Source organism: Pseudoalteromonas sp. G5_S1_14_S5, assembly GCF_054968605.1.
This window is the reverse complement of sequence record NZ_JBQKUM010000003.1, coordinates 17686-42667: the sequence shown is the minus strand read 5'-3', so window position 1 is coordinate 42667 and position 24982 is coordinate 17686. Positions and strand designations below refer to the sequence as shown.

At 40.6% G+C, this 24982-nt stretch carries 23 protein-coding genes; 11 read left to right on the top strand and 12 right to left on the bottom strand.

The genetic code is table 11. The annotated features are described in order from the left end of the window. Positions 1 to 13 precede the first annotated feature (13 nt). Together coaD and ACTRWI_RS01510 are read right to left on the bottom strand one after the other, a co-directional pair. Positions 14 to 496: a pantetheine-phosphate adenylyltransferase gene (coaD, locus tag ACTRWI_RS01515; RefSeq protein ID WP_499128806.1), complete on the bottom strand. Its 483-nt coding sequence runs from the start codon at positions 494 to 496 to the stop codon at positions 14 to 16. A 1-nt stretch (position 497) separates the two neighbouring features. Continuing rightward, positions 498 to 1562 (bottom strand): glycosyltransferase family 9 protein, encoded by a 1065-nt coding sequence (locus ACTRWI_RS01510; protein ID WP_499128805.1) that lies wholly within the window; start codon positions 1560 to 1562, stop codon positions 498 to 500. A 96-nt stretch (positions 1563 to 1658) separates the two neighbouring features. Here ACTRWI_RS01510 and ACTRWI_RS01505 point away from each other — a divergent pair, with 96 nt between their 5' ends. Then, entirely contained in the window at positions 1659 to 2393 is a 735-nt protein-coding gene (locus tag ACTRWI_RS01505) for a 3-deoxy-D-manno-octulosonic acid kinase (RefSeq protein ID WP_499128804.1), read from the top strand. Here ACTRWI_RS01505 and waaA read toward each other — a convergent pair. Next, the gene (waaA, locus tag ACTRWI_RS01500) at positions 2373 to 3605 is read right to left on the bottom strand and encodes a lipid IV(A) 3-deoxy-D-manno-octulosonic acid transferase (RefSeq protein ID WP_499128802.1); all 1233 of its coding nucleotides are present in this window, start codon (positions 3603 to 3605) and stop codon (positions 2373 to 2375) included. The genes ACTRWI_RS01505 and waaA overlap by 21 nt on opposite strands. 138 nt (positions 3606 to 3743) lie before the next feature. On the opposite strand from waaA, the gene ACTRWI_RS01495 reads away from it, so the two are divergent. The 3 genes from ACTRWI_RS01495 to ACTRWI_RS01485 are packed head-to-tail and all read left to right on the top strand — an operon-like array spanning position 3744 to position 6690. Further along, on the top strand, positions 3744 to 4799 hold the full coding sequence (locus ACTRWI_RS01495; RefSeq protein ID WP_499128800.1) for a UDP-N-acetylglucosamine 2-epimerase: 1056 nt from the start codon (positions 3744 to 3746) through the stop codon (positions 4797 to 4799). A 9-nt stretch (positions 4800 to 4808) separates the two neighbouring features. After that, positions 4809 to 5600: a glycosyltransferase family 2 protein gene (locus ACTRWI_RS01490; protein ID WP_499128797.1), complete on the top strand. Its 792-nt coding sequence runs from the start codon at positions 4809 to 4811 to the stop codon at positions 5598 to 5600. Positions 5601 to 5610: 10 nt separating this feature from the next. Continuing rightward, positions 5611 to 6690, top strand: a complete 1080-nt coding sequence (locus ACTRWI_RS01485; protein WP_499128795.1) for a glycosyltransferase family 4 protein — start codon at positions 5611 to 5613, stop codon at positions 6688 to 6690. A gap of 433 nt (positions 6691 to 7123) precedes the next feature. On the opposite strand, the gene ACTRWI_RS01480 is transcribed toward ACTRWI_RS01485, so the two are convergent. The 4 genes from ACTRWI_RS01480 to rfaD form a co-directional block, all read right to left on the bottom strand. Beyond that, a complete protein-coding gene (locus tag ACTRWI_RS01480) occupies positions 7124 to 7873 on the bottom strand; it encodes a glycosyltransferase family 25 protein (protein WP_499128793.1) in 750 nt (249 codons plus the stop codon). After that, positions 7866 to 9059: an O-antigen ligase family protein gene (locus ACTRWI_RS01475; RefSeq protein WP_499128791.1), complete on the bottom strand. Its 1194-nt coding sequence runs from the start codon at positions 9057 to 9059 to the stop codon at positions 7866 to 7868. The genes ACTRWI_RS01480 and ACTRWI_RS01475 overlap by 8 nt, the downstream gene beginning before the upstream one ends. A 15-nt stretch (positions 9060 to 9074) precedes the next feature. Then, a complete protein-coding gene (gene lpxM / locus ACTRWI_RS01470; RefSeq protein WP_499128789.1) occupies positions 9075 to 10031 on the bottom strand; it encodes a lauroyl-Kdo(2)-lipid IV(A) myristoyltransferase in 957 nt (318 codons plus the stop codon). 121 nt (positions 10032 to 10152) lie between these two features. Next, entirely contained in the window at positions 10153 to 11094 is a 942-nt protein-coding gene (gene rfaD, locus ACTRWI_RS01465; protein WP_499128787.1) for an ADP-glyceromanno-heptose 6-epimerase, read from the bottom strand. A gap of 152 nt (positions 11095 to 11246) precedes the next feature. Here rfaD and ACTRWI_RS01460 point away from each other — a divergent pair, with 152 nt between their 5' ends. Together ACTRWI_RS01460 and ACTRWI_RS01455 are read left to right on the top strand one after the other, a co-directional pair. After that, on the top strand, positions 11247 to 12410 hold the full coding sequence (locus ACTRWI_RS01460) for a nucleotide sugar dehydrogenase (RefSeq protein ID WP_499128785.1): 1164 nt from the start codon (positions 11247 to 11249) through the stop codon (positions 12408 to 12410). 108 nt (positions 12411 to 12518) lie between these two features. Beyond that, on the top strand, positions 12519 to 13157 hold the full coding sequence (locus ACTRWI_RS01455; protein ID WP_499128783.1) for a TetR/AcrR family transcriptional regulator: 639 nt from the start codon (positions 12519 to 12521) through the stop codon (positions 13155 to 13157). Between the two features lie 308 nt (positions 13158 to 13465). Here the strand turns inward: ACTRWI_RS01455 and ACTRWI_RS01450 are convergent, their stop codons facing one another. The 5 genes from ACTRWI_RS01450 to ACTRWI_RS01430 form a co-directional block, all read right to left on the bottom strand. Next, positions 13466 to 14593: a murein hydrolase activator EnvC family protein gene (locus ACTRWI_RS01450; protein ID WP_499128781.1), complete on the bottom strand. Its 1128-nt coding sequence runs from the start codon at positions 14591 to 14593 to the stop codon at positions 13466 to 13468. A 302-nt stretch (positions 14594 to 14895) separates the two neighbouring features. After that, positions 14896 to 15717, bottom strand: coding sequence for a serine O-acetyltransferase (gene cysE, locus ACTRWI_RS01445; protein ID WP_499128779.1), 822 nt, complete (start codon positions 15715 to 15717; stop codon positions 14896 to 14898). 200 nt (positions 15718 to 15917) lie between these two features. After that, positions 15918 to 16907: an NAD(P)H-dependent glycerol-3-phosphate dehydrogenase gene (gene gpsA / locus ACTRWI_RS01440; protein WP_499128907.1), complete on the bottom strand. Its 990-nt coding sequence runs from the start codon at positions 16905 to 16907 to the stop codon at positions 15918 to 15920. A 250-nt stretch (positions 16908 to 17157) separates the two neighbouring features. Then, on the bottom strand, positions 17158 to 17625 hold the full coding sequence (secB, locus tag ACTRWI_RS01435; protein ID WP_499128777.1) for a protein-export chaperone SecB: 468 nt from the start codon (positions 17623 to 17625) through the stop codon (positions 17158 to 17160). 98 nt (positions 17626 to 17723) lie between these two features. Next, entirely contained in the window at positions 17724 to 18158 is a 435-nt protein-coding gene (locus ACTRWI_RS01430; RefSeq protein ID WP_499128775.1) for a rhodanese-like domain-containing protein, read from the bottom strand. 525 nt (positions 18159 to 18683) lie between these two features. On the opposite strand from ACTRWI_RS01430, the gene ACTRWI_RS01425 reads away from it, so the two are divergent. The 5 genes from ACTRWI_RS01425 to ACTRWI_RS01405 are packed head-to-tail and all read left to right on the top strand — an operon-like array spanning position 18684 to position 24684. Continuing rightward, the gene (locus tag ACTRWI_RS01425; protein ID WP_499128772.1) at positions 18684 to 19466 is read left to right on the top strand and encodes an ABC transporter permease; all 783 of its coding nucleotides are present in this window, start codon (positions 18684 to 18686) and stop codon (positions 19464 to 19466) included. Next, positions 19463 to 20110: an ABC transporter ATP-binding protein gene (locus ACTRWI_RS01420; RefSeq protein ID WP_499128771.1), complete on the top strand. Its 648-nt coding sequence runs from the start codon at positions 19463 to 19465 to the stop codon at positions 20108 to 20110. The genes ACTRWI_RS01425 and ACTRWI_RS01420 overlap by 4 nt, the downstream gene beginning before the upstream one ends. Further along, positions 20103 to 21356 carry a capsular polysaccharide export protein, LipB/KpsS family gene (locus ACTRWI_RS01415; protein WP_499128769.1) on the top strand — a complete coding sequence of 418 codons (1254 nt, stop codon included), beginning with the start codon at positions 20103 to 20105 and terminating at the stop codon, positions 21354 to 21356. Before ACTRWI_RS01420 ends, ACTRWI_RS01415 begins: the two co-directional genes overlap by 8 nt. A gap of 29 nt (positions 21357 to 21385) precedes the next feature. After that, the gene (locus ACTRWI_RS01410; RefSeq protein WP_499128768.1) at positions 21386 to 22375 is read left to right on the top strand and encodes a KpsF/GutQ family sugar-phosphate isomerase; all 990 of its coding nucleotides are present in this window, start codon (positions 21386 to 21388) and stop codon (positions 22373 to 22375) included. Between the two features lie 8 nt (positions 22376 to 22383). Next, positions 22384 to 24684 carry a capsular polysaccharide export protein, LipB/KpsS family gene (locus ACTRWI_RS01405; protein ID WP_499128766.1) on the top strand — a complete coding sequence of 767 codons (2301 nt, stop codon included), beginning with the start codon at positions 22384 to 22386 and terminating at the stop codon, positions 24682 to 24684. Positions 24685 to 24982: the final 298 nt, after the last annotated feature.

The following is a 24982-nucleotide window of genomic DNA, read 5'->3' as shown; positions in this document are numbered from 1 at the left end:
GTATAAAATGTGATTATTTCACTGCCTTCAGTTTGATTTCATCTGCAACTTTCTGTGGCACAAACTGACTTATGTCCCCACCGTGTATCGCGACTTCACGAACAATAGTCGAAGATAGGAAGGCATACTCTTCCGAAGGGGTTAGGAAAACACTTTCAAGACCGGGAAGGAGCTTGCGATACATACTAGTGAGACCGAACTCGTACTCAAAATCCATAGTTGTTCTGAGGCCACGTACCAATACGTTAGCTTTTTGCTCTTTGGCAAAGTCGACAAGTAAACCAGAAAAGCCTTCAACAGATACATTCGGTAAGTGAGACACAGCATCACGTAACAGCTCGACTCGTTCATCTAGCTTAAACATGGTCTTTTTGCTTGGGCTCGCAGCTACTCCCACCGTGATATGATCAAACATGTTTGCAGCACGGACGATAATATCGAGGTGACCATTGGTTACCGGATCGAAAGTACCTGGGTAGATAACGTGTGTGGTCATATTAGCTGTCCTTACTTGGTGTTTTAATCGAGTTTAAGGCTTTGTTGAGAGTCTGCTTTACCATGTCGAGCGTGATGTCTTTCATTAAATCATCACCTTTTGCTCGGGTTCCCCACGGAAGGTCTTCAACTGGTTTCCCTTGTTGCGTCTCTACGTGCTGTTGATAAACACTGACCACAATATCAAGGTCATTATAGGGCCCTGTTCTTCGAGGATCACTGTGTGCGTATAACCCGATAACAGGTGTTGATTGTGTCGTTGTTAGGTGTGCTGGGCCGGTATCTGGTGCGATTACCACGGTCGCATGTTTCAGTACGGCGGTAAGTTGCTTTAGGTTAGTTTTGCCAATTAAGTTGATAACAGGAGCTTGGCATAGCGCTTCGATGTCTTTACCAAGGTTTATTTCTCGTGGAGCAGGAGAGCCACACAGTACCACTTGCATTCCTTTTTCTACTGCATAATCGGCAATAGCGGCATATCGATCAGTTAACCAGTTACGTGAATCTTTGCTTGCTGCAGGAGATATAACCAAGGTTTGTTTTCCAGCCATGGTGTCGATGGCCAGTTTTTCGTCTTCCGGTGTTAAAGGAATATCCCACAGGGGTTTATCGAAGGGTACACCAATGTAGCGAGCAAATTCGGCAAAGTTATCTAACACATGAAACTTATCTGAAATAGGCAGGTGGCGGTTAGTAAAGAGTGATTGCATTTCACGAGTACGGTTTTTGCCAAATCCTACCTTATACTTCGCCTTTATTCCCCAGGAAAGTACGCTGGCTCTGAGTGCGGCTTGCATGTGTAGCAGTGCATCAAATTTTCGATCTGACAATTGGCGCCAGAGTTCACGCATTCCTTTGAAGCCTTGTTTCTTATCGAAAACAACGACTTCAATACCTGGCAGGTCGCCGATCAGCATGGCTTCTATTTTTCCGGTTATCCAGGTGATTTTCGTTTCAGGCCACTGCTTCTGGATGGCTTGAACCACAGAAATAGCATGACAAACATCGCCAATCGCGGATAGGCGAAGTATGCAAAGAGATTGAGGTGCAGTTGAGAACAGTGACATAAAGTGCCCGAAAAAAGTGAATAACATCAGAATTATGCAGATACTCGCATTAGTTGTAAAATAGCAATGACGAAAAGCGACCCAAAGGCCTCACAGATGGAAACGATTAACACTAAGAACCAAACAATTTGGTATGACCCTGAACTTCTGGCTCAAGTGCCTGAGGGGGAAATGGTTCAGATCTTTGAGGCAGAATACTGGCAACAACGTGAGGCTATTTCAGGGAGTGCACAGGGGCGCGGTACCACCTGGTTTATTCAACTTGATGGACTGCAAGCTGCGTTGCGTCACTATCGCCGTGGTGGGCTATTTGGCAAACTCGTTGAAGACCAATATCGATTTTCTGATTGGGAAAGTACGCGCTGCGCGATGGAGCTTAATGTTCTTAATGTATTAGCTAATACAGGTGTGAATGTACCCAAGCCGATTGCCGCTCGGGCGACGAAAAGCGGATTATTTTATCGTGCAGATCTGATGTCGGAACGAATCCCCAATGCGAAAGATCTAGTTGATGTCTTGGTAGCTAATCCGATAGGTGCGGACATTTATCAAAAAATTGGTCAAGAGGTACGTAAAATGCATGATGCTGGCGTTAATCACACTGATCTCAACATTCATAATATCCTGCTCGATGATTCACAAAAGGTGTGGATTATTGACTTTGACAAGTGTGGTCAGCAAGCGGGTGATGACTGGAAAGAAGGCAACTTGAATCGCCTAAAGCGCTCATTTCTAAAAGAAGTAAACAAGCGCCAGATTCAATGGCAAGAATCGGATTGGGAGTCTCTTTTAACAGGCTATCAACACGCCCTAGTCAATAATGTATTGTAAGGTGTTATCTAACGCCCCTCGATTCTGCTCAACCACTTGATAAGCTGCTAAGCCCTTGTCTTTACACAAATCCGGGTGGGCGAACAGCTCTTTGAGTTGGCCTGCAATTTCATTGCTGTTTTGGCAAATAGTGACAGCTTGAGCTTCAAGCAGTTTGTCGGTGATCTCGCTAAAATTAAAATAGCTAGGGCCATTCAGTAAGGGTAGCTGTAGAGCTGCTGGTTCTAGCAGATTATGCCCCCCAACTTTATCTCCAACAAGGCTTCCACCCATAAAACAGACATCAGCGCCGCCGAGTAGTACCAACATTTCGCCCATGGTATCAGCGATATAGACTTCAACATCAGATGTTAATGCTTGCTGACCCGTTCGAGTGACGGTGTTGAAGCCGTGCCGCTTAGCGAGCTCTGTCACTTGGTTGAATCGCTCGGGGTGGCGAGGCACGATGATCAGTAGCGCATTCGGATTGTCTTTTGTAAGTTGCCTATGAGCATCTAAAACAACATCGTCTTCACCTTGGTGGGTGCTAGCCGCAATCCAGACAGCGCGTTCAAAACCTATTTGCTTCCTTAGTGCTTTGCCTTTTTCAACTTGTTCAGCAGAGACTTCAATATCAAACTTGATAGAGCCTGTCACATGCACAGATGCTTTATCTAGGCCTAGCCTAACAAAACGCTCCGCATCACTAGGGTACTGGCAGAGTACCTGAGATAGTTTTTTAGCGAGAAGGTTAAACACGGGTTGGAATTTGGCATAGCGCTGGCATGAACGTTCAGATAGACGAGCGTTGAGTACTGAAATAGGAATCCCAGCTTTCGCGACGCAATGTAACGTGTTTGGCCAAAGCTCTGTTTCCATAATCAACATCTGCTTTGGTTTTACTGATTTAAGGAAGCCTCGTACACACCAAGAAAAATCAATCGGCATGTAGCGATGCTCGACCAAACCACCAAGTTTGTTTATTTGTTCAGCACCCGTGCTGGTTGTCGTGGTAACAATGATGGCTTGATTTGGGTCTCGCTGCTTCAATTGCTTGATAATAGGTATCGCAGCAATAAATTCACCTACCGACACCGCATGAATCCAGATCGGGCTTTTACCTTGGGTTTGCGGCGTAATACCGAAATGTTCTTTCCAGCGCTTACCGAAACTGGGTTTGCCGGGTTTGCTTTTATAGAGCCCATAGAGGAGCAGAGGAGAGGCTAATGACAATATAAGAGTGTATATAAGTCGTATGAGCATAAGAACAGTGACACCAGAGGGTAAAATCAGTAATCAGAAGAGTATTTTCTTCAATCTCGAAAGTAAAGAGCGTTATAATTGAAAGCTTAGTGACACTTTCAAACGGAAATGGTGAACTCTATCTCATCGCTTATTCAAACCGATCAATCCTATCGTTTTTTGCTCTATGTTGAGCAAAACTATTCATTTGCGATCCTTCGTCCATTTTATAACTACGCGAAACAACTTGGCCATGACGTAAAGTGGTTGCTCGTTGGTAATGATGCTTCTGAACATCTCTTATTAGAGCAAGAGCAGCGCGTGTCTTTGACAGAAGCTGTCACCTATAACCCTTCTGCTGTTTTAGTACCCGGTGATCGCGTTCCTGCTTTTATCCCAGGTTTGAAGGTACAAGTGTTTCACGGTTTGAATGAGAGTAAACGAGGGAACTTATATCCTGAGCGTGGTCTATTTGACTTGTATTGCACAGAAGGTCATGAAAGAACCAACTCGTTGGAACCGTTAGCTAAGCAGCGTGGCTATTTTCAAGTCAAAGAGACCGGATGGTTGAAGCTAGATAGTTTATTAAATTACCAAGCCAGTGAGCGTCATTTTGATAGACCTCAAATCCTATTCGCTTCCACTTTTTCGCCAAGTTTATCCTGTGCTGAATTGGTTTATGAAGAACTTAAGCGCCTAAGCAAACTGAGCCAGTGGCAGTGGCTAGTGACATTGCATCCTAAAATGAAGCAAGAAACACGAGAAAAATACCAGGCGTTGGCAGGCGATAACCTTCTGTTCTTCGACAATGATCGAGTGATTGAAATGCAGCATCGTGCGGATGTGATGGTGTGTGACAACTCATCGATATTTCAGGAGTTTTTGTTGCTCAATAAGCCGGTTGTTACGGTAAATAACCGAGAACCTCAAGCGAGCTTCATCAATATTACCCAAGCTGAGCAGCTGGAATCAGCAATTCAACAAGCGATGCTACCGGATGAAGCAAGAGACAAAGCCATCGCGAATTATGGTCCGTCGATAACGCCATATTTGGACGGTCAATCCTCAGCTAGAGTTCTGAGTGCTATTACTGATGTGCTAGAAAGTAGTTGGCAGGATAAAAAGCCAAAAAATTGGATTCGTAACTTTAAAATCCGTAAATCATTAAACTATTGGAAATTCTAGGGCTGAATAATGAGAAAACATACCCTGTCTGTCATTGTTATTACCAAGAATGAAGAAGACCGAATTGAAACTTGCCTTAAATCTGTGGTTGATATTGCCGATGAGCTAATTGTGTTAGACAGCGGTTCAACGGACGCAACCGTAGAGATATGCCAAAAATACACAGACAACGTGACCATCACAGATTGGCCGGGCTTTGGTAAGCAAAAGCAACGAGCGCTAGATAAAGCGACATGTGATTGGGTGTTATCAATCGATGCGGATGAAGCTTTAGACTCAGAAATGAGCAAGGCGCTTGTTGAATTATTAAAACAAGATCAAATCAAACATACTGCTTATAAACTTCCTTGGGGAGTGACGCTCTATGGAACAACGCTTAAGTATGGGCGCAGTGCACGTGCTGTGTTGAGGCTCTTCAAAAGAGAGGGCTCTCGATATACGTTGGATGAAGTGCACGAAACTGTTGTGCCAGAACAAGGAACGACGGGCACTCTGAAAGGCTACTTGCTCCACTACACTCACCGAGATTATGGGCACGGCTTAGATAAAGCGGCGCAATATGCTTGGCTTGGTTCTCAAAAATATCACCGTAAAGGTAAGAAATCATACGGCTTATTCCTTGCTCTACTCCGAGCGATGTGGACGTTTTTCCTTGTGTACATTATCCGTCGTGGCTTTATGGATGGCAGTGTCGGCTTCATTATGGCGATGACTTACGCTCAAGTGAACTTCAATAAATACGTCGGTTTGTGGATTCTTGAAAACCGCTCAGAAGACCGTTCAACAGACCAAGCTAAATAGGGACCAATAGATGAAGATTTTAGTTTGTGCATCTTATTTACATGCATGGAACAGTTTGCGTCCAGAAGCTGCGATTTTTATCGAGCTAGCTCGTCAAGGGCACCAAGTGACGATCATGACTCAGAGAGAATCTGAGCACGTATCGAAGTTAGAAGAGCACGGCATCCGAGTTGTTGATGGCTATCCTAAACGTAAAATTTGCTTTGATACCATTAAAAAGATCCGTCATGAGTTAAAAACGCACAATTACGACATCTGCTATGCTTTTAACTCTAAGACAATACCCAATGCAGCATTTGCGTGTATTGGTTTTGACGTTAAATTGGTTGTTTATCGAGGTACTACTGGCGGGCTGTATCGACATGATCCAAGTGCTTACCTAACTCAGCTCCATCCTCGAGTAGATGGCATTGTGTGCGTGTCTGAAGCAGTTCGACAGGATGTAGTGAAACGTGTTTGGAAGGACAAAGATAACGTTGTTACCATATACAAAGGACACGAGTTGGATTGGTACAAGGTACCACCAACTGAGCGCTCTGAATTTGGTTTGAGTGAAGAGGATGTTGTTGCGATTACAGCAGCGCACGTAAGGCCAAGTAAAGGTATATCCGTTTTGCTTGAAGCGACCAAACACATTACGGCACCTAACTTTCACCTGATTTTAGCTGGGAGCGGTTATGAGCCTCACTTTGATGAGATGAAAGCGAGCCCGATGAGTGAGCGAATTCATTACATAGGCCACCGAACTGATATCCCTTCAATTATGTGTATGGCAGACTTTCAAGTTCAACCATCGATCAGCGGAGAAGGGCTACCGCGCACCATTGTAGAAGCAATGGCGAATGGTACTACTTCTGTAGTCACGACTACTGGTGGAGCACCTGAACTCGTTGTGGATGGTGAAACGGGTTATATTGTTCCTACGGGAGACGCTAAAGCATTAGGTGAGGCTATGGACAAGCTCGCACAAGACAAGGCCAAGTGCACAACCATGAGTGAAGCGGCTAAGAAGCGCCTAGATGAAAGCTTTAGTTCACGAGTAACAGTGAAGAAGCATCTGGAGTTTTTTGACAAGTTGCTTAAGCAGTAATATAGAGTGAAGAGGGCTATTTAGCCCTCTTTGTTCATAAAAAACCGGCAAGCTCAAAGTCTAACCGTTGGTCAATATCAACAGAAATTCGATTTTCCCTCACCTAGGCGAAGGATTTATTCGTGTATCAAATTTCGCCATACTCCATAAACTTTTGAACATCAAAGGTGTAAATAGCCCCATTAAATCGGAAAAATCACCGCAATCTTGAGATCGTTTTAATGCTTCTGGGCGAATAAAGTCTCCCATTGTGCCATCTTATGGAAGCGTGTTAGCGCAACGTGGTGAGCTCTTACATGGTGTAACGGAAACTACGGAAAAAGCCTGCTTTCAATGAAAAGATCCAATGCTTAATCGATATGCTGAGCTGTTCGTTGAAGCCGCATAAATATATCTATGTCACTACCAAAGTTTTCTAACTTCATAAATTACATTATTTTTTTATACTGATTTTGAATTTTATATTATGCAGATGACGCTGAATAGTTTCGTTTAAATTGAACCATTCACGCTTACATTTCTTAAATAAACTTCTGGTACTAGTACGCTTGACATAGCCAATCTCAGAGTCAAACTTAGGATCGTTCGTTAAACAAGGAGCTGCAGTGCCGTAGCATTCCACTTCATTTTCCCAAAAACGGTCCATATAAATATCGACTGCCATGTACCATTCCTTAGAGTGTAATAATAGTTTATGCGCTCCTTCAGGTGTAAGGTAATAAGCAGTTGTACTCATGTGCCCTTTTGTAAATTTGTGGATGCTGGTCGATGAACATTCAAATATAGAATAGGAACCGAACTTTCGACGCTTATTATTAAATAACCGAATACATTCGATAGATTCAGGTAGTTCAGGAATATCTTGTAAAAAATCTAAAAATGTCTTTTTAAATAACAAAGCATCGTCTTCAAGAACAATTATTGGCTGATTTAGCTCTATACATTTTTCCCAGAGTAAAAAGTGACTTGCATAGCATCCTAGTTGACCAGCGTTAAGTGTTTTTGCTCTGTATGTTTGGCTTAATTCATCATTATAGCGTTTAAGTAACGGGTGAGGAGGAGATGTTCGGCCATCTATCGCAGAAAATAACTCAAAAGGAAGAGACAGTTCATCTAGTTGACGACTAATGTTTTCTTTTCTATCTGTGGAAGATTCTAAATTTATGACAAATATTTTAGTCATTGGTAACTCTCTTACATCTTGAGCAAATAGGGGTAATAAAGAACAAATATAATATTATGGTCTGAGAATGATTAAAAGGAACATCAGTTAAACCCGCAATGAAAAATAGACTAACTAAACCAATCACTATATATGTATCGAGTGATGGCAATTTTTTTACTCTCATTAGAGGATAAAGTAGAAGCACCATTAAAAGTGTCAGGCCTACAACCCCAGACTTAACCATTTTATCTAAAAATTGATTGTGGTAGTGAGCTGAAGCATAGCGATATAGCGCTCTAGATATTTCACCATGCTCTAACTTATCTTTTAATATCTCCCGTTGTTCTTTTCCGTGCCCTAGTATTGGTTTTTGTGTTATGAGTTCTGGTGCCAACATCCACATTTGTAACCTAAGTCCAACTGAGGTGCTATAATCGCCTGATTGAATCTTTTTGGCTTCATAGATGGTTTGGTTATATCTCTCGTTTATCTTCTCTTTAAACAAGAAGGCGCCAGTAGAAGTTAGAATCGCTGTGAATATAATGGCAAGTAATACATTCCTTTTTGAAGGCGGGTTCTTAATGCATTTAGCAATGAATATAAAAAAGATACTCAAACTGAACGCTAACCAGATACCTCGAGTCTCACTCAGGATAATCGGTGGAAGTGACAGCAAAAAAGCGACCAAAGGAAGTATTTTTCCCTTTAAAGAGCTAGTATCTAGTAATAAAGAGAAAGCAATTATGGATATCAAGGCGCACGCTGTTGCGTAGGGTATCGGGTTTATATAGCCAGCAGAACGGTCTATACCTATATAAATATTGAAATAGATGCTATTGACGCATACAGTAAAACTACCTGCTAAAATTATCCATTGAATCGCTTTTTTAGTAAGGATTTGATATGGGAAAAATAAAAGAAACAATGTCGCACCAAGCAACGCTCTTATTTCTCTAGAGCTTGACCCATGGTAGTAGTAACTAAATATTGTATATATACATAATAGAGATAATAAACATATAAATGGATTTTTTAGTTTTTTAATGATTAGTTCTTTTTTATACAAATATGTACTAATTAATATACTCAGCATAATAAATGGGATGATTTTTTTATCACCACCATCTAATACAAGCATACCTGTTACTGCAATAAAATAAGGCAGTAATAAAAATATGGATAAGTTACGTTTGATAAGATTCATTATAATTATTACACACTAGCTATTATAAGGATTTACATTACTGTCTGGGCGAGTCTTAAGTAACCTTAAGATCCACATATATTGCTCAGGTTTTTTACTCACATAATCTTCAATACATTGATTCATCATGCGTGCGTCCTGCTCTTCGCTTCCAGTCGGAAAGGGTAAAGCGGGGTAGAAGTCTAATGAGTATTGACCTGTGTTGCTATCATATTGAGCGAATAGTGGGACAATCTTTGCCTTGCTCAGTTTAGATAAACGACCAAGACCTGAAATGGTTGCTTTTTGTGTAGCAAAAAAATCAACGAAGACACTATGCTCGCGACCAAGATCTTCATCCGGGAGATAATAACCTAGGTAACCATCCCTTACAGACTTAATGAAAGGCTTTATACCACCACTACGGTCATAAACTCGGCCGCCGTATTGTACGCGCTGACGGTGCATCAACCAGTCACTGAGCTTGTTTTTCTGAGCTTTTGCCATCGCAGATACTGGAAGGTTACGTGACGCGAGCAATACTGCTGGGATATCAATAGCCCATGTGTGCGGCACCAACAAGATAACATTCTCACCACTGTCTGTAATATCGGTTAGGTTACTCAGGCCGTTAATTGACGTATTGCTCTCTAACCAATCTTTGTTTTTAAGAGTTAGGGATGCAAAGCCCATCAAAAATGAGATGGATGTAACGTATGACTTATAAAGGACTATTTCGCGCTCTGCTATTGACTGCTCAGGAAAGCACATCTCAAGGTTTACACGAGCACGACGGTTAGCTTTATTTTTGATTTTCACGGCCTGTTTAGCCATAAACTTAGCTAGAGTTAAACGAATGCGATTAGGCAAAAAGCTAACTAACGAAGATAGAAGTACTGCGATCCAAGTGCCCCAGTACTTCGGTGCTAAAAAGCCCCATTCAAATTTAGGGCTGTATGCTTTTGGGTCAAAGTCATTGCGTTGTGTGGTCATCAATACACTACATTTTTATAAGGGAAACGGGCTAATAGCTCGCGATTCAGGAAATGATTATATTTTTTCAGTGACGGCCCCATCAAGAGAGTCCATCACTAAATTAGTATTTGCTTACTTATTATGAGTTAATAAGCTTCATGTATTCAGCAACACCGTCGGCGACAGATTTAAATTCAATATCACAACCTGTATTACGTAGTTTAGTTAAGTCAGCCTGAGTGAACTCTTGATAAGCGCCTTTTAAGTGGTCTGGGAAGGGGATGGTTTCAATTTCTCCCTTGCCATGATGTTTGATGACCGCTTTTGCTACTTCTTCAAATGACTCTGCATTGCCGGTACCAAGGTTAAAAATACCAGAAGCGCCATTTTCTAAGAACCAGAGGTTAACGGCTGCCACATCACCAACATAAACAAAATCGCGCTTAAAGGTCTCGCTGCCTGCAAACAGTTTTGGATTTTCGCCAGCGTTCATTTGGTTGTTCAGGTGGAAGGCAACGGATGCCATGCTGCCTTTGTGTTGTTCTCGCGGGCCATAAACATTGAAGTATCTAAAGCCTACGATTTGTGAAAGTGTCTCATTGTGCGCTGCTGCATCCGCCGTTAAGCGACGAACGTAGTTATCAAACTGTTGTTTTGAGTAGCCATATACGTTCAATGCACCTTCGTATTCGCGCTCTTCAATGAACGTATCTGTTTCACCGTATGTCGCAGCAGAAGAGGCATATAAAAATGGAATTTCACGTTCAACACAGTAATGAAGCAGTTCTTTTGAGTACTCATAGTTGTTAAGCATCATGTACTTACCATCCCACTCAGTAGTCGCAGAGCATGCACCCTCGTGGAAAATTGCTTCAATATGACCGAAGTCATCGCCAGCCATCACTTGAGTTAGAAAGTCATCACGATCCATATAATCTGTGATGTCTAAGTCGACAAGGTTTTTAAACTTCTTACCGTCTTTTAAGTTGTCGACGACTAGAATATCGTTGTGGCCCGCTTCGTTAAGCGCCTTAACAATATTGCTGCCAATCATGCCAGCACCACCGGTTACGATAATCATAATTCTCTAACTCTTTTGAATACAAAACTATCACCAGTATAGCAAGGAATGGATAAGGCGGGCTAGTGGAATAATTCCCCAACCGGAGTATGATACGGCAAGCTAAGTTATAAATTTTGTTGAGTTAATTGCTCAAAACTATAGGTATTATCATGAAGATTGCAGTAGCCGGTACAGGGTATGTAGGTCTCTCAAATGCGATGTTGTTAGCTCAGCATCATGAAGTGATCGCGGTGGATATCATCAATGAAAAAGTGACGATGCTTAACAATAAGCAATCGCCTATTGTTGATGTTGAAATAGAACATTTTCTGGCAAATAAAGCACTGAACTTCAGGGCAACGACCGATAAATCAGTGTATCAAGGTGCCGAGTTTGTCATCATTGCAACGCCTACCGATTATGATCCTAAAAACAACTACTTTGATACCAGCTCCGTTGAGTCGGTTATCAAAGATGTAATGGCTGTAAATCCTAAAGCTGTGATGGTCATCAAATCAACGGTACCTGTTGGCTACACCGAACGCATCAAACAAGAACTGAACTGCGAGAATATCATCTTCTCCCCTGAATTTTTGCGCGAAGGTAAAGCGTTACACGATAATTTGAACCCTTCTCGAATTATCGTTGGTGAGTGCTCTGAACGAGCGAAAGTGTTTGCAGACCTGCTTGTCGAAGGTGCTGAAAAAGAGAATATCGATGTTTTGTTCACCAACTCGACGGAAGCGGAAGCCGTAAAACTTTTCTCTAATACATACCTAGCAATGCGTGTTGCATATTTCAATGAACTTGACTCTTACGCGGAAGCACATGGCTTGGATTCTCGCCAGATCATAGAGGGAGTAGGCTTAGATCCTCGAATTGGTAATCACTACAACAATCCTTCGTTTGGTTATGGTGGCTATTGTCTACCGAAAGATACCAAGCAGCTGTTAGCTAACTACCAAGATGTACCAAACAACATTGTCGGTGCCATTGTTGATGCTAACCGCACCCGCAAAGACTTTATTGCGGATTCAATCATCAAGCGTTCCCCTAAAGTGGTTGGCATTTACCGTTTGAACATGAAGGCTGGTTCGGACAACTTCCGTGCCTCTTCAATTCAAGGCATTATGAAGCGCTTAAAGGCTAAGGGTATCGAAGTGGTTGTGTTTGAGCCGGTACTAAAAGAAGAGCACTTCTTAAATTCGAAAGTCTATTCTGACATTGAGGAATTCAAAGCGGTATCCGATGTGATTGTTTCTAACAGAATGGTTGAAGAGATCGCAGATGTTGCAGACAAGGTTTACACTCGAGATCTGTTTGGCAGTGATTGATTTGGTTCTATTTTAGCTAGTGCTAATTAGACCAGATGTTAACAGCTCGATCTATCTGTTTAGTGGCGATATACTGAACCACTAAACGGATAGGGATACTAATAAATAATGAAAACACGTGACAAGATTGTTTACGCTGCCTTAGAGCTTTTTAATGAGCATGGTGAGCGTAGTATTACGACCAATCATATTGCTGACCATATCGAGATCAGCCCAGGTAATCTCTACTACCACTTTCGTAACAAGCAAGAAATTGTCCGTGATATTTTTACCCTCTATTCTACCGAGTTACTTGAAAGATTTACTCCAATCCAAGGTCAGAAAGAGAGCCTCACACTACTAAAGCACTATTTAGATTCGATTTTCACTCTGATGTGGAAGTACCGATTCTTCTACGCAAACCTTCCTGAAATCTTGTCTCGTGACGAACAGCTTCACCTCGATTACATGGCTGTGCAAGAGAGATTACAAACGAATCTTGTCGATATCATGAGAGCTTTTGTTGAATTGAACTTGCTTAAAGCGACAGATTCAGAGATGAAGTCTATGGTGACCTCTCTTCACTTGATCGCATCGGGTTGGTTGGCTTACCAGTCTGCGATGTCTCCAAAAGCGCAAATAACGGAACAGGTGGTTCACCAAGGTATGCTGCAGATGATCGCGACCGTTAAACCGATTGCGACTGACCAAGGTTGTGAACAGCTGACATTATTGGAAGATGGTGTCAGGGCGTTGAACTCTAAATAGAAAGATACGAGTAAGCGAGATTCGAGATTCCAAGAGTAGGGAAGGCTCTAGTCGTGGTATGTGTGTAGCAACGTCATTCCCTACAGCGAGGGACGAGCGTGATAGGGAATCTCTCGTTATCCTTGAGGCTTGCAATACCATATGAGATTCCAGATATTTCGTACCTCAATTCTGGAATGACGAAGTCTGAGAAATGCGAATACAGATCTTTTCAACGAGTTAATTTGTATTTCTAATTTCGGTTACTCGAATCCCGTATCTGCTTTTGAGCTCTTCGCATCTCGGTTAGTCGCATTCCGTATCTGCTTTTACCTAACCAACCAACTCTTAGGGTTTTGAGCTTGGCTGTTTCTGCGGATTTCAAAATATAGGGATGGGCGGGTTTGACCACCAGTATCACCAGCAAGGGCAATCGCTTCACCGGCTTTAACTTTATCGCCTTCCTTCTTGAGTAGTGCTTGGTTAAAGCCATAAAGCGTCATGTCACCTTTACCGTGATCAAGAAGGACTACTAAGCCATAGCCACGCAGATACTCAGCAAAAACAACGGTGCCTGAGTAAACAGATTTAACTTGCTGACCATATTTGGCATTGATCACCATCCCTTTCCAGTTAACTTGCCCGGTTTGGCGTGAACCGTAGTTATGCAGAACTTTTCCTTTGATTGGCCAAGGCAGCTTTCCTTTCCGCTTTGCTAAGCCATCCATAGGCACCGTGTTACGTCTTTCTCGAGCGGCTTTTTCTGCTTTGGCGATCTCCGCTTTGAGGCGAGTCTCATTGCGCTGCAGCTCGGCTAAGTAATTTTTATCACCTGAGATGTTCTTCTTAATACTGCCAACGGTTTTCTTACGCTGCGTTTGAGTCTGGGTTAACTTATCGCGTTTTGTTGTTTGTTGCTTTAACAGAGTTGCGATCTGCTCTTGTTCAAGTTGGCGTTGTTTATGGCTTCCTTCTAACTCTAGTTGTGTTTGTTCAATGGTTTTGATTGTTGCAGAGCGGGCTTTAGCAAGATGTTGGTAGTAATGGCTGATACGATCTTCTTCGACACCCGTGTTGAGAATGTGAGATGAGGCTTTGGCGCGACTTGCCATGTAATAAGTTTGAACCAGTTGTTCCAACTTATCGGTATGACTTTTTTTCTGAGCGGTAAGTGCTGTGATCTTAGCATCTAAGCTAGCAATATTTGCATTCGCAGTATTAAGCTGCACTTTACTGTCTTGGATGGCTTTTTCCAGTGCAGCAATAGACAGCTCTTGTTCCTTAAGACTTGCTTGTAGGTTATCGAGTTTTTTTTGCTGTGAGGAGAGGACCTTTTGCTGGCGAGAGATCTCACTCTTCACCCCCTTCAGTTCACCTTGGGAAGCGGCATGAGTAGAGATAGAAAACATCGCACTAGAAAGTAAAACAAGGCCGCTTATCGCTCTAATTTTTTTCATTGTTTTGGTCATCTAAGTTACAGCCTACTCATTAAATTACTGCTAGTTTTTAGAGCTATTTATCATGGAGATAGAGATTCCAGATACTTCGTCCCTCAGTTCTGGAATGACGAAGTTTAAAAGGACGTCATCTTCAAGAGCGAGGAACGAGCGAGTTGGAGATCTACTCACAGCGAGTCCATTCGTTGTTTTTGAAAAGAAACCAAAAGCATGCAATTTGAGCTTAAGCCCTTCGCATCTCGGTTACTCGAACCCCGCATCTGCTCTTAATCTCTTCTCATCTCGTTTACTCGTATCTGTTCTTATATCCCATCACCATGAATAAAGTTCTGAGTACGCCCATTGAACCCTTGGTCCATATCTAGAGAAGGCTTATCTGTCTTGGGCTTACCAACAATCTTAGCGGGAACACCAGCGACCGTAGTATGTGGTGGTACAGCTTGTAGTACCACAGAACAAGAGCCAATCTTCGCGCCTTCACCCACTTCAATATTGCCGAGTATTTTCGCACCAGCACCAATCATCACGCCTTCACGGATTTTAGGATGACGATCACCGCCTTCTTTACCGGTACCGCCGAGAGTAACATCTTGAAGAATGGATACGTCGTTTTCGACCACCGCCGTTTCACCGATAACAATACCCGTTGCGTGGTCGAGCATAATTGCTTTGCCGATACGCGCTGCAGGGTGGATATCCACTTGGCATGCGACCGAGATTTGGTTTTGCAGGTAAGTGGCGAGGGCAATTCGTCCTTGCTTCCATAACCAGTTAGCGACGCGATAACCTTGCAGGGCGTGATAGCCTTTGAGGTAGAGCAATGGCATAGAATACATCTCTACTGCCGGGTCGCGTGTCACGGTCGCGCAAATATCACAAGCGGCCGCATCAATGATTGAGTCATCTTCTTTAAAGGCTTGCTCAACCACTTCACGTACTGCCATCGCTGGCATTGAAGCCGTTTTTAGCTTGTTGGCAAGAATATAGCTGAGTGCAGCCCCTAGACTTTCATGGTTGATAATCGTGGCATGGTAAAAACTCGCAAGCATAGGTTCCTGCTCAGACTGCTGTCGAGCTTCTTTTACAATGCATTGCCAAACTTTTTGTTGTTCACAGTGTTTCATTTTTCCATCCATTCTTTATCAGGGCGATGCGAGTGACGAGATGAGAGTTTCGAAGAGCTATAAGAGAGGAAGCGAGTAACGAAAGCTGCCCTCATTAAATGCTCTATTGCCCTTCTTCTTTTCGCATCTCGTATACTCGAATTTCGTATCTGCTTTTATTCTCTTCGCATCTCGATTTCTCGAATCCCGCACCTGCTCTTTTATCTTTCTGATTTTTTATCTCTAGCAAGCAGATCTTGCGCAGCTAAGTGTGCATCCTTTCCTTGGTACAACACTTGGTAAATTTGTTCAACAATTGGCATCTCAACGCCCATACGTTCTGATAGTAACCAAACTTCTTTAGTGTTGCGATAACCTTCTACTACCTGGCCAATCTCTTCTTGGGCGGTATCAACATCTTTACCGGAACCTAACGCTAAACCAAAGCGACGGTTACGCGATTGGTTGTCGGTACATGTCAGTACTAGGTCACCAAGTCCCGCCATACCCATAAAGGTCTCTGGTTGTGCACCAAGAGCTGTACCTAGTCGGCTCATCTCAGCTAAGCCACGGGTAATTAAGGCTGTACGTGCATTAGCACCGAAGCCAATACCATCCGACATGCCAGCGCCAATCGCGATAACGTTTTTAACTGCACCACCAAGCTGCATACCAATGAAATCTGAGTTTGCATATACGCGGAATGTTTTTCCACAGTGAATCTTGTCTTGCAGCTCTTCTAAGAAGGTCTCATCTGGTGACGCGACTGAAATTGCTGTCGGCATACCCATCGCAAGCTCTTTGGCGAAAGTAGGGCCGGATAGAACCGCTAGCGAGTAATTGTCACCAAGTACATCGTGTGCGACATCTTTGAGTAGGCGACCTGTTTCCGGCTCTAACCCTTTCGTTGCCCAGCAGATGCGAGAATTCTCTGATAAATGAGGCTTTAGACTATTTAAAACGGTGCCAAACACGTGGCTAGGAACGACGACTAGCAGGTCACGGCTTGCTGTCACCGCTTTCTCAAGGTTCGACTCGATGATCAGACTTTCTGGGAAATCGATATTAAGAAGAAATGCATTGTTAGCGCGCTCTGATTCAAGGCGGGCCATGTGGATAGGGTCATGCCCCCAAAGAACAACATTTGCACCGTTACGCGCGAGAGATATAGCTAAAGAGGTCCCGTAAGAACCAGCGCCAATGACAGTCATTGCGATATCTTTGCCGTAAACGCTGTCTTGACCAAAAGCGCTTGTCGTGTGAGTCGGGTGAGTTGTGTCTGTCATGCTTCCACCTAAAAATAATGAGGAAAATCGGAGAGTTCAGGAAAAGCTTCCTACCAAATTAGAAGGCTTTCTATCTCAATACAGTGTAAAGAAAAATGCACATCGCAGAAGTTACGATGTGCATTTAAAAGGTAACTAACGTTTGAATCGTTAGAATTAAGTTCTACTTTGAGAATTAAGCCTGCTCGCCTTCAGCTTGCTGAGCTTGGCTCTGTAGGTAGTTCATGAACAAAGCATCGAAGTTTACAGGTGCTAGGTTCAGTTGTGGGAACGTACCTTTAACCACTAGGCTAGAGATTGTTTCACGAGCGTATGGGAATAGGATATTCGGGCAGAATGCGCCTAGGCAATGTGCTAGTTGGCCCGCCTCCATTTCGCTTGCAGAGAAGATACCACCTTGTTGAACTTCACAAAGGAATGCCGTTTCGTCTGCGTTTTTAACCGTTACTGTTAGACGAAGAATGACTTCGTAAACGCCTTGGCCAAGTTCACGGCTTTGAGTATCTAGATCCAGTTTTACATCTGGGTTCCACTCTTTTTGAAACATGTCTGGAGAGTTTGGCGCTTCGAAAGATACGTCTTTTAGGAAGATGCGTTGGATTGCGAAGTTTTGTTGTGCGTCTTGTTGTGCTGCTTCAGCCATTTTCTTGTCCTTAAAAATTTACAGAAGGTTTTGTTCATCATATTTGTTGAACAAAACCCGAAAGTTAGTTTACCAGGTCAGATTACTTTTGCCCTTTACTATTTCTTAGCTTTAACCAGAGGTAAGTTAGCTTCGCTCCAAGCTACTAGGCCGCTTTTCAGCACGCTTACGTTTTCGAAGCCCGCTTTAACCAGCAAGTTAGCGCTTTCTTGAGCGGTTTGACCTGTCTTGCATACTACGATAATTGGGTCAGCTTTACGGCTTTCAAGGCTACCTAGGTTATTTGATTTAATGTCTGACGGCAAAATGTGAAGTGCGTCAGTAATATGGCCCTTTTTGAACTCATCTTTCGTACGAATATCAACCACAACGCCGTTCTCACGGTTAATCAGTTGTGTAGTTTGCGCTGCGGTGATCTCTTTGTAGGCTGCGTTTGATGTTTTGATTACGTTCGCAATGATGGCAACGACCAAGCCGATCCATACGATGGCTAAAATCATATTTTCTTGAATAAATGGAACTAACTCTTGCATGTCTTCAACTCTTATTCGTTATTGGGCGAAAAATTGTAGGGTAGGAGTATAGCGATAAAGGGTGAGAGAATACAGAGGAAGCATGCTGCCGTCAGTCTCTCTGGTCTAGAAGAATGCTTAGCCAAAGATAGAATTAGGCTGTTTTAAGTGTACGACGAAGAAAGGTCGTCATTTGGGTAGCGATATAGAACGAGTGAGCCGGTGTACAATATTTCATTTGTTTGAGTGTAAGGTCGGTAAGGAACCGAGTCGTATTACTACACTGGTTTATACACATATCTTTTGTTAAAATTAAGGCTAATTGAAACTGCGTAAACCACGCAAAAGTGGTTTTGCTTTGCCTTTAGGAGCCAAACCTAAGGGCGGTAGCTTACCCAAATGCGAACGGATAGCTCGCCTAACGGTGAAAAATAGTAGTTTGGCGCCCTATTGGGTGAGCTTTTTAGAAAAACAAGCATTCATGCAGTTGCCCAGCGATAGAGGCTTGTAAACGGTTACGAAATAATTACTAGAATAGGAATTAGGATGAATTCTGCTAATCTTTGGCGCTACTTCCAGCTTATTGACATGCAAGCTAAAATGAAGATGAAAGCTCAAGCCAATAAACTTGTTTTGAGCTATCTATGGTGGGTGCTTGAGCCACTTTTGTTTGTAAGTCTATTTTATTTTGTTTTTGAAGTTTTATTACAAAGAGGGGGGCCTGGCTTTGTTACATTTCTGATAGTAGGGAAAATCATTTATCTGTGGTTTTCAAAAAGCGTGATCATGGCTTCAACCGGTTTAAATCAAAATAAAGGTATTATCGGGCAAAGAGCATTGCCAAAGTGGATATTTCCTTTAGTTAATATACAAGAGTCCACTTACAAAGCTCTGATTTCTTTTTTATTGTTGTTTTCTGTTTTACAATTTCAAGGATATAGCGTCTATTTAGGATATTGGCAACTTATCCCTTTGTTGTTACTAACATATTTATTGATTTGTGGGGTTGGGTTTATTTGTTCGTTGTTTGTAACGATGGCCCAAGATTTTTCTAACCTTATTCAACTAGGGATGATGGGGGTCATGTTTGGCTCCGGAATATTTTGGGATATCAACCACATAGAAGATCCAGCTACAAGAGATTTGATATTTACTTTAAATCCGGTCGCGGCTTTACTTGATGGTTTTAGACAGGTTTTAATTTATCATAGCCCAGTTGATTTTGAACGTTATATACCATGTCTAGTTGTCTCAATTTTATTATTGATTGCAAGTCTCATTGCATTTAAACGTTTTAATAATGTCATTACTAGGGTGTTGTTTTCATGAACGAACCTATTCTTAAAGTTCAAGATATTCATCTAGAGTATAAAACTCGTATTGGTCTATTCAAGACATTTAAGCATAAGGCCTTAAGCGGTGTTAGTTTCGAGGTTCAAAGAGGAGAAGTATTTGGAGTTCTCGGAAAAAATGGGTCGGGTAAGTCAACGCTTTTAAAAATATTGGCTGGTGTTCTGTCGCCAGATAGAGGTGATGTCATAATGCCTCCGGGAACAACGAGAGCTTTATTATCGTTGGGGCTAGGTTTCAACAATCAACTTACAGGAAGAGATAATGTTGTTTTAAGCAGCATGTTCAATGGTTTTAGTAAGAAAGACGCAATCAAAAAAGCAAATGAAATTAAAGACTTTTCAGAGTTAGGAAAATTTTTTGAACAACCAGTAAGAACCTACTCATCAGGGATGCGTTCTAAACTTGGCTTTTCTGCTGGACTCATTACTAAAGTTGACATTCTTATGATTGATGAAATTTTATCTGTTGGTGATAAAGATTTTCGAGAAAAAGCCGAAAAGGCAATGTTAGAGCATATTGGTGGGCAGAACCAAACAGTATTATTTGTATCCCATAGCGAGAGACAAATTAATAGAATATGCAATAGAAGCATTGATCTATCAGAATTTAATAATGCGTAAAATGTATCGAGTATTATCATTAGAACCAGCGTATTCAGATTTATATTGCAAAATTTCTAAACTTGTCGCTGAAGAAAGTTTTGCTATTGTATCAACGAATGCAAAAAAAATCTATTTATCCGGTTTTAGCGTCACTCTTGCTACAAAGTTGATTGAAGGGATTGAAGAGTGTGTAAGTAACAAAGACATTAGTAAAATTAGAGATTTGAAATCATTCCATCACTCGTTTGTCAAAAAACGAGAAAATCGCGAACTTAATGTTGATGAACTTGAGTATATGGCTAAGTTCTATTTGGCCTTAAAAGCATATATTTTGGAAAAAGAAATCTCTCTTGTGATCTGTCAAAATGATACGCTTTGGCATCATGCTGTCGCTATTTCGGTATGTAAAGAACTTAACATTGAGTACTTAGTCTCGGAACAAGGGTTGATTAGGCCGCATACAACGGTACTAGACCCAAGAGGAGTAAACGCAAATGGATATATTGAATTTAGCATTCATGACCACTACTCGCGCCCGCAGTATTTAAGTAAAATTGCGACAGTTGGTAAGCATGACTCATGGAAAGCAATCTGGAATTTTTTATGTTTTTTGATAGCGTATCATTGTGAACGAATACTTTTACCTCAGAATATCCTCAAATATAGTCACAATGAATATTCGATTATTAGGTATTTAAAACGATTTAGAAAGCGTATTAAACCACATGAAAAAGATACATCTGATTTAAATTCTAATTCTGTTTTACTTTTACTTCAGCTTGAAGATGATTCACAAATGCTAGTTCATAGCCAATTTAATAGTAATCAAGAGCTTATTGAATTAGTGCAAAACCAATGTCGAAAATCGGGAAAAGTTTTAGCTATTAAGAAGCACCCGTTGGACACTAATCACTACAAATTACAAAGTGATATTGCGTACTTTGTTAATGGGTGTGTCAAAGAGTTAGCTAGCCAGGCCACTCATGCAATTACAGTCAATTCAAGTGCGGCTATTGATGTATTTTATACTGATACTCCACTTGGAATTTTGGGAGAATCAATTTATGTATACCCAGAAGTAGCGCAAAAAATAACAGCTACGACATTGTCAGAATGGATAAGTAAAACCAGTAATGTGTCAAAACAAAACAGGAAAAGTTTTATTAACTACTTAAAGTATGAATATTTAGTACATGGTGCTGGATACTCGTATAATTTAACGTCGTTGAATCATAAGCTCAAAAAAACATTAACCCATTTTTAATAACATAAAAAATTAGTGCAGAGAATCACATGAACCCGTTAGATATAAATGATTACTACTTACAATCAGGTGAGAAAATAGCCGTAATAGATACTATTATTGATACCTTTGAACATCAATCAGAAGCTTTAAAGTTGATGGCACAAAACGTGAATCAAGCGGAGTATAAAAAAGCAATCCACTACATGATCGAGTGTAAAGGCCATGTGATTATATGCGGAATGGGTAAGTCTGGGCATGTCGGCAAAAAAATATCTGCTACTCTAGCTTCAACAGGTACACCTAGTTTCTTCCTTCATCCTAGTGAAGCGTTTCACGGAGATTTAGGGATGATAACAAGTGAAGATGTGATCATACTGATTTCAAATAGTGGTGAAACTGATGAAGTTCTACAATTGATTCCTTCGCTTAAGTCATTTGGTAATAAAATTATTTCTATTACGGGTTGCGAGACTTCTACTATGAGTAAGAATTCCGATGCAACGTTATTACTAGCTAAAACGAGTGAGGCTTGCCCAAATAATCTAGCACCCACGACTTCAACCACACTTACTATTGCATTGGGTGATGCGTTAGCTGTTGCTTTAATGAACGTTCGTCAGTTTCAGCCGAACGACTTTGCTAAATATCACCCTGGGGGGGCGCTTGGAAAGCGATTGCTAACAATGGTAAAGGATATTATGCATACAACTAACCTGCCTGTAGTTAATTCTCATGATTCTCTTCTTGATGTTATTTCAGTAATTAATAAATCTAGAAAAGGTGTTGCTATCGTTATCAAGGCAGAGAAGCTAGTTGGAATTATTACTGATGGAGACTTGCGTCGTTCATTAACAGAAGATACAAACTTGCACGAATTAAAGGCTGAACATGTAATGACTAGAGAGCCTATAACTTGCTATGAAACTGAGAAACTACAACTAGTTGAAGAGCTTATGTACGCTAATTCTATTTCATCAGTAGTTGTTTTAAATCAAGCTAATCAAATTTCAGGTTTGGTTCAGTTATTTGATCTATAGGTAATCCAGTGATTAAAAGAAAAATAAAAACGTTGATAAATAACCCAATTGGTGTTTATAAAAAGTATAGTCAAAGTCTTGCAAGAAAACCTGAAATTAAACCTAAACCTAAGTCCAAAAATTGTATCTCATTTTCTTCAGATTTTAAAGATGATTCGTTAGTATATATTCCTTGGATTAAAAGTCATGGCGATCGAATGATAGAAATTATTTCTGAGAAATCAGAAGTAAATTTCACCCCTTTATGGATTAATGACAAAATTCATGAGCCTGCGATAAGACGTAGTGTTAATAGGTTTTCTAGAGAAGAGCCAGATACATTTAGAAAGCATATTTTGTCTTACTTGGCTCCACGTAGAAATAAAATTAAAGCTGTAGTGTTCTCTATGGATTGGAACTCGACCATGCGTATTATTTGTTCTGCATGTAAGGAGTTAGAAATAAAAACGATATTGATTCCTCATGAGGGCGTCTTTGCTGATAGAAACGAATACTATAAAGATCAAGCGACAAAAACAAATGTGCCAATAAGTGATTTTATCATGTGTTGGGGGGATTTACATCGCGATATATTCATCGAAAGAGGCTATCCGAAAGAGAGAATAATTCCTGTTGGTTCAGTCAAGTTTAGTAACTACTTTGATTATAAACCCGAAATTACCAGGGATATATTTTTTAAAATTTATGGTCTTGATGAAAATATAAAGACTATTCTGTATGCCTGTCAGCCGTTAGACTCTCAATTTGATATGTCAAAAGCTAGAGAGTCTCAAAATAACGCTATAGCTGACTTGGCTAGTTACTGCATTAATAACAATATTCAGTTGATAATAAGGTTACCACCATCAAATGATGCTATCTTAGATCTTGAAAATAAAAATACTATCCAAAATTCTACTTTGATTGTTACAGATGGATTGCCATATTTAACGTCTCCAGAAGAGTCTATAATACATACAGATCTTGTAATGTCAGTTAACAGTACAATGCTATTCGAATCTCTGCTTTTAAATAAGCCAGCAATATCTACTAAGTATGTTGATTTTGATCAGATATGGGATGTGGTTAATATACCTATATGCAAAAATGATGTTGAAATGAATAAATTGGTTTCAATTGCACTGTTAAACCCCAATGAAATTCTGAGAAAAATTGATTTTAAACGAGCCGAATACTTATTTTCAAATGGAGGTTTTGGTTATCAGACAATTGATAATATAGTTAAGTTTTTGTCGGGCGATCTTGATTTCTCTATTTATGAACCAAGTGAATCATTGTTTAATATAGATAGCGATTCCTATAAGAAACTCAACATAAGTCTAAATAACGATCTTACTGAATCAAATATTTATGTTTCTGATATGTTAGACGCCCAGTCAGTATATTGTGCAAATTCTAATCTAGATTTAATTAAAACTGATGTTTTTATTAACTGGGGTATCTCTGATAATCTTAAAAAGAGAAAGCAGATAATAAATTCAAGAAAATTCGGAAAGAAGCTATTCATAATTGAAGATGGTTTTCTAAGATCATTGAATATAGGTTTATCAAAAGAGCCAGGCTTGTCAATTTTATTGGACACTAAAACTGCATATTATGATTCTACGCGCCCTTCTTTGATGGAGGATATTTTAAATTCTAGTAGATTATTTCAAGGTATTGAGTTAGAAAGGGCTAGAAAATGTATAGATAAGATAGTTGACTACAAGCTATCTAAGTATAATCATGTCCATTACAAAAAAATTAACATAGGGACGCGAGATAAAAAGATATTAATAGTCGATCAGAGATTTGGCGATGCATCAATAGCGTTTGGTCAAGGATCATCTGAGTCATTTGCAAAAATGTTAGATGATGCAATGACTTTGTATCCAGAATATGACGTAATTATTAAAAGGCATCCGGATGCTACAATAGGTGGTAAAGGTTCCCATTATGATGACTCTCATCTTGAACTATTGAAAGATTCTGAACGCTTATATTTAGTAGATTATGAAGTTAACCCCCACTCTCTTTTTGAAATAGTAGAAAAAGTTTTTTGTGTAACTAGCGGTATGGGATTTGAAGCATTAATGGCAGGCAAGGAAGTACACACATACGCTCTACCGTTTTACTCTAACTGGGGATTAACTAAGGATAATGTTAGTCTTGAACGTAGATGTCGTTCCAGAAGTATCGAAGAGTTATTCTACGTTAGTTATATCCTGTTATCCAGATATTATGACCCGGTAAAAAATGAAAAGTCGGAGATTGAGAGTGTTATAGATTATTTATATTTTGAAATGAATAAAACTTCAGGTGAAAGCTAATGATTAAAAACATAAAAACATTGTCTCCCCAAAGAATTACAGGTAGATTATTTTACGAATCTCCCGTTGCTATATCATCTTCTTTTATCAAGGGAACAGTAAAGTTAGGCATGTATAGTTATGCTGGTAGAGATTGTGAAATTAATGATGCTATTATTGGTCGTTATTGTTCAATTGCACCAAATGTAAACATTGGCCCATTTGAGCACCCGACAAGTACGTTCTCTACTTCTCCTATTACCTTTTCTGACTCTGGGCCTTTTAAGTTTGATGATGGTGCTCTTAAAATAACAGAAAA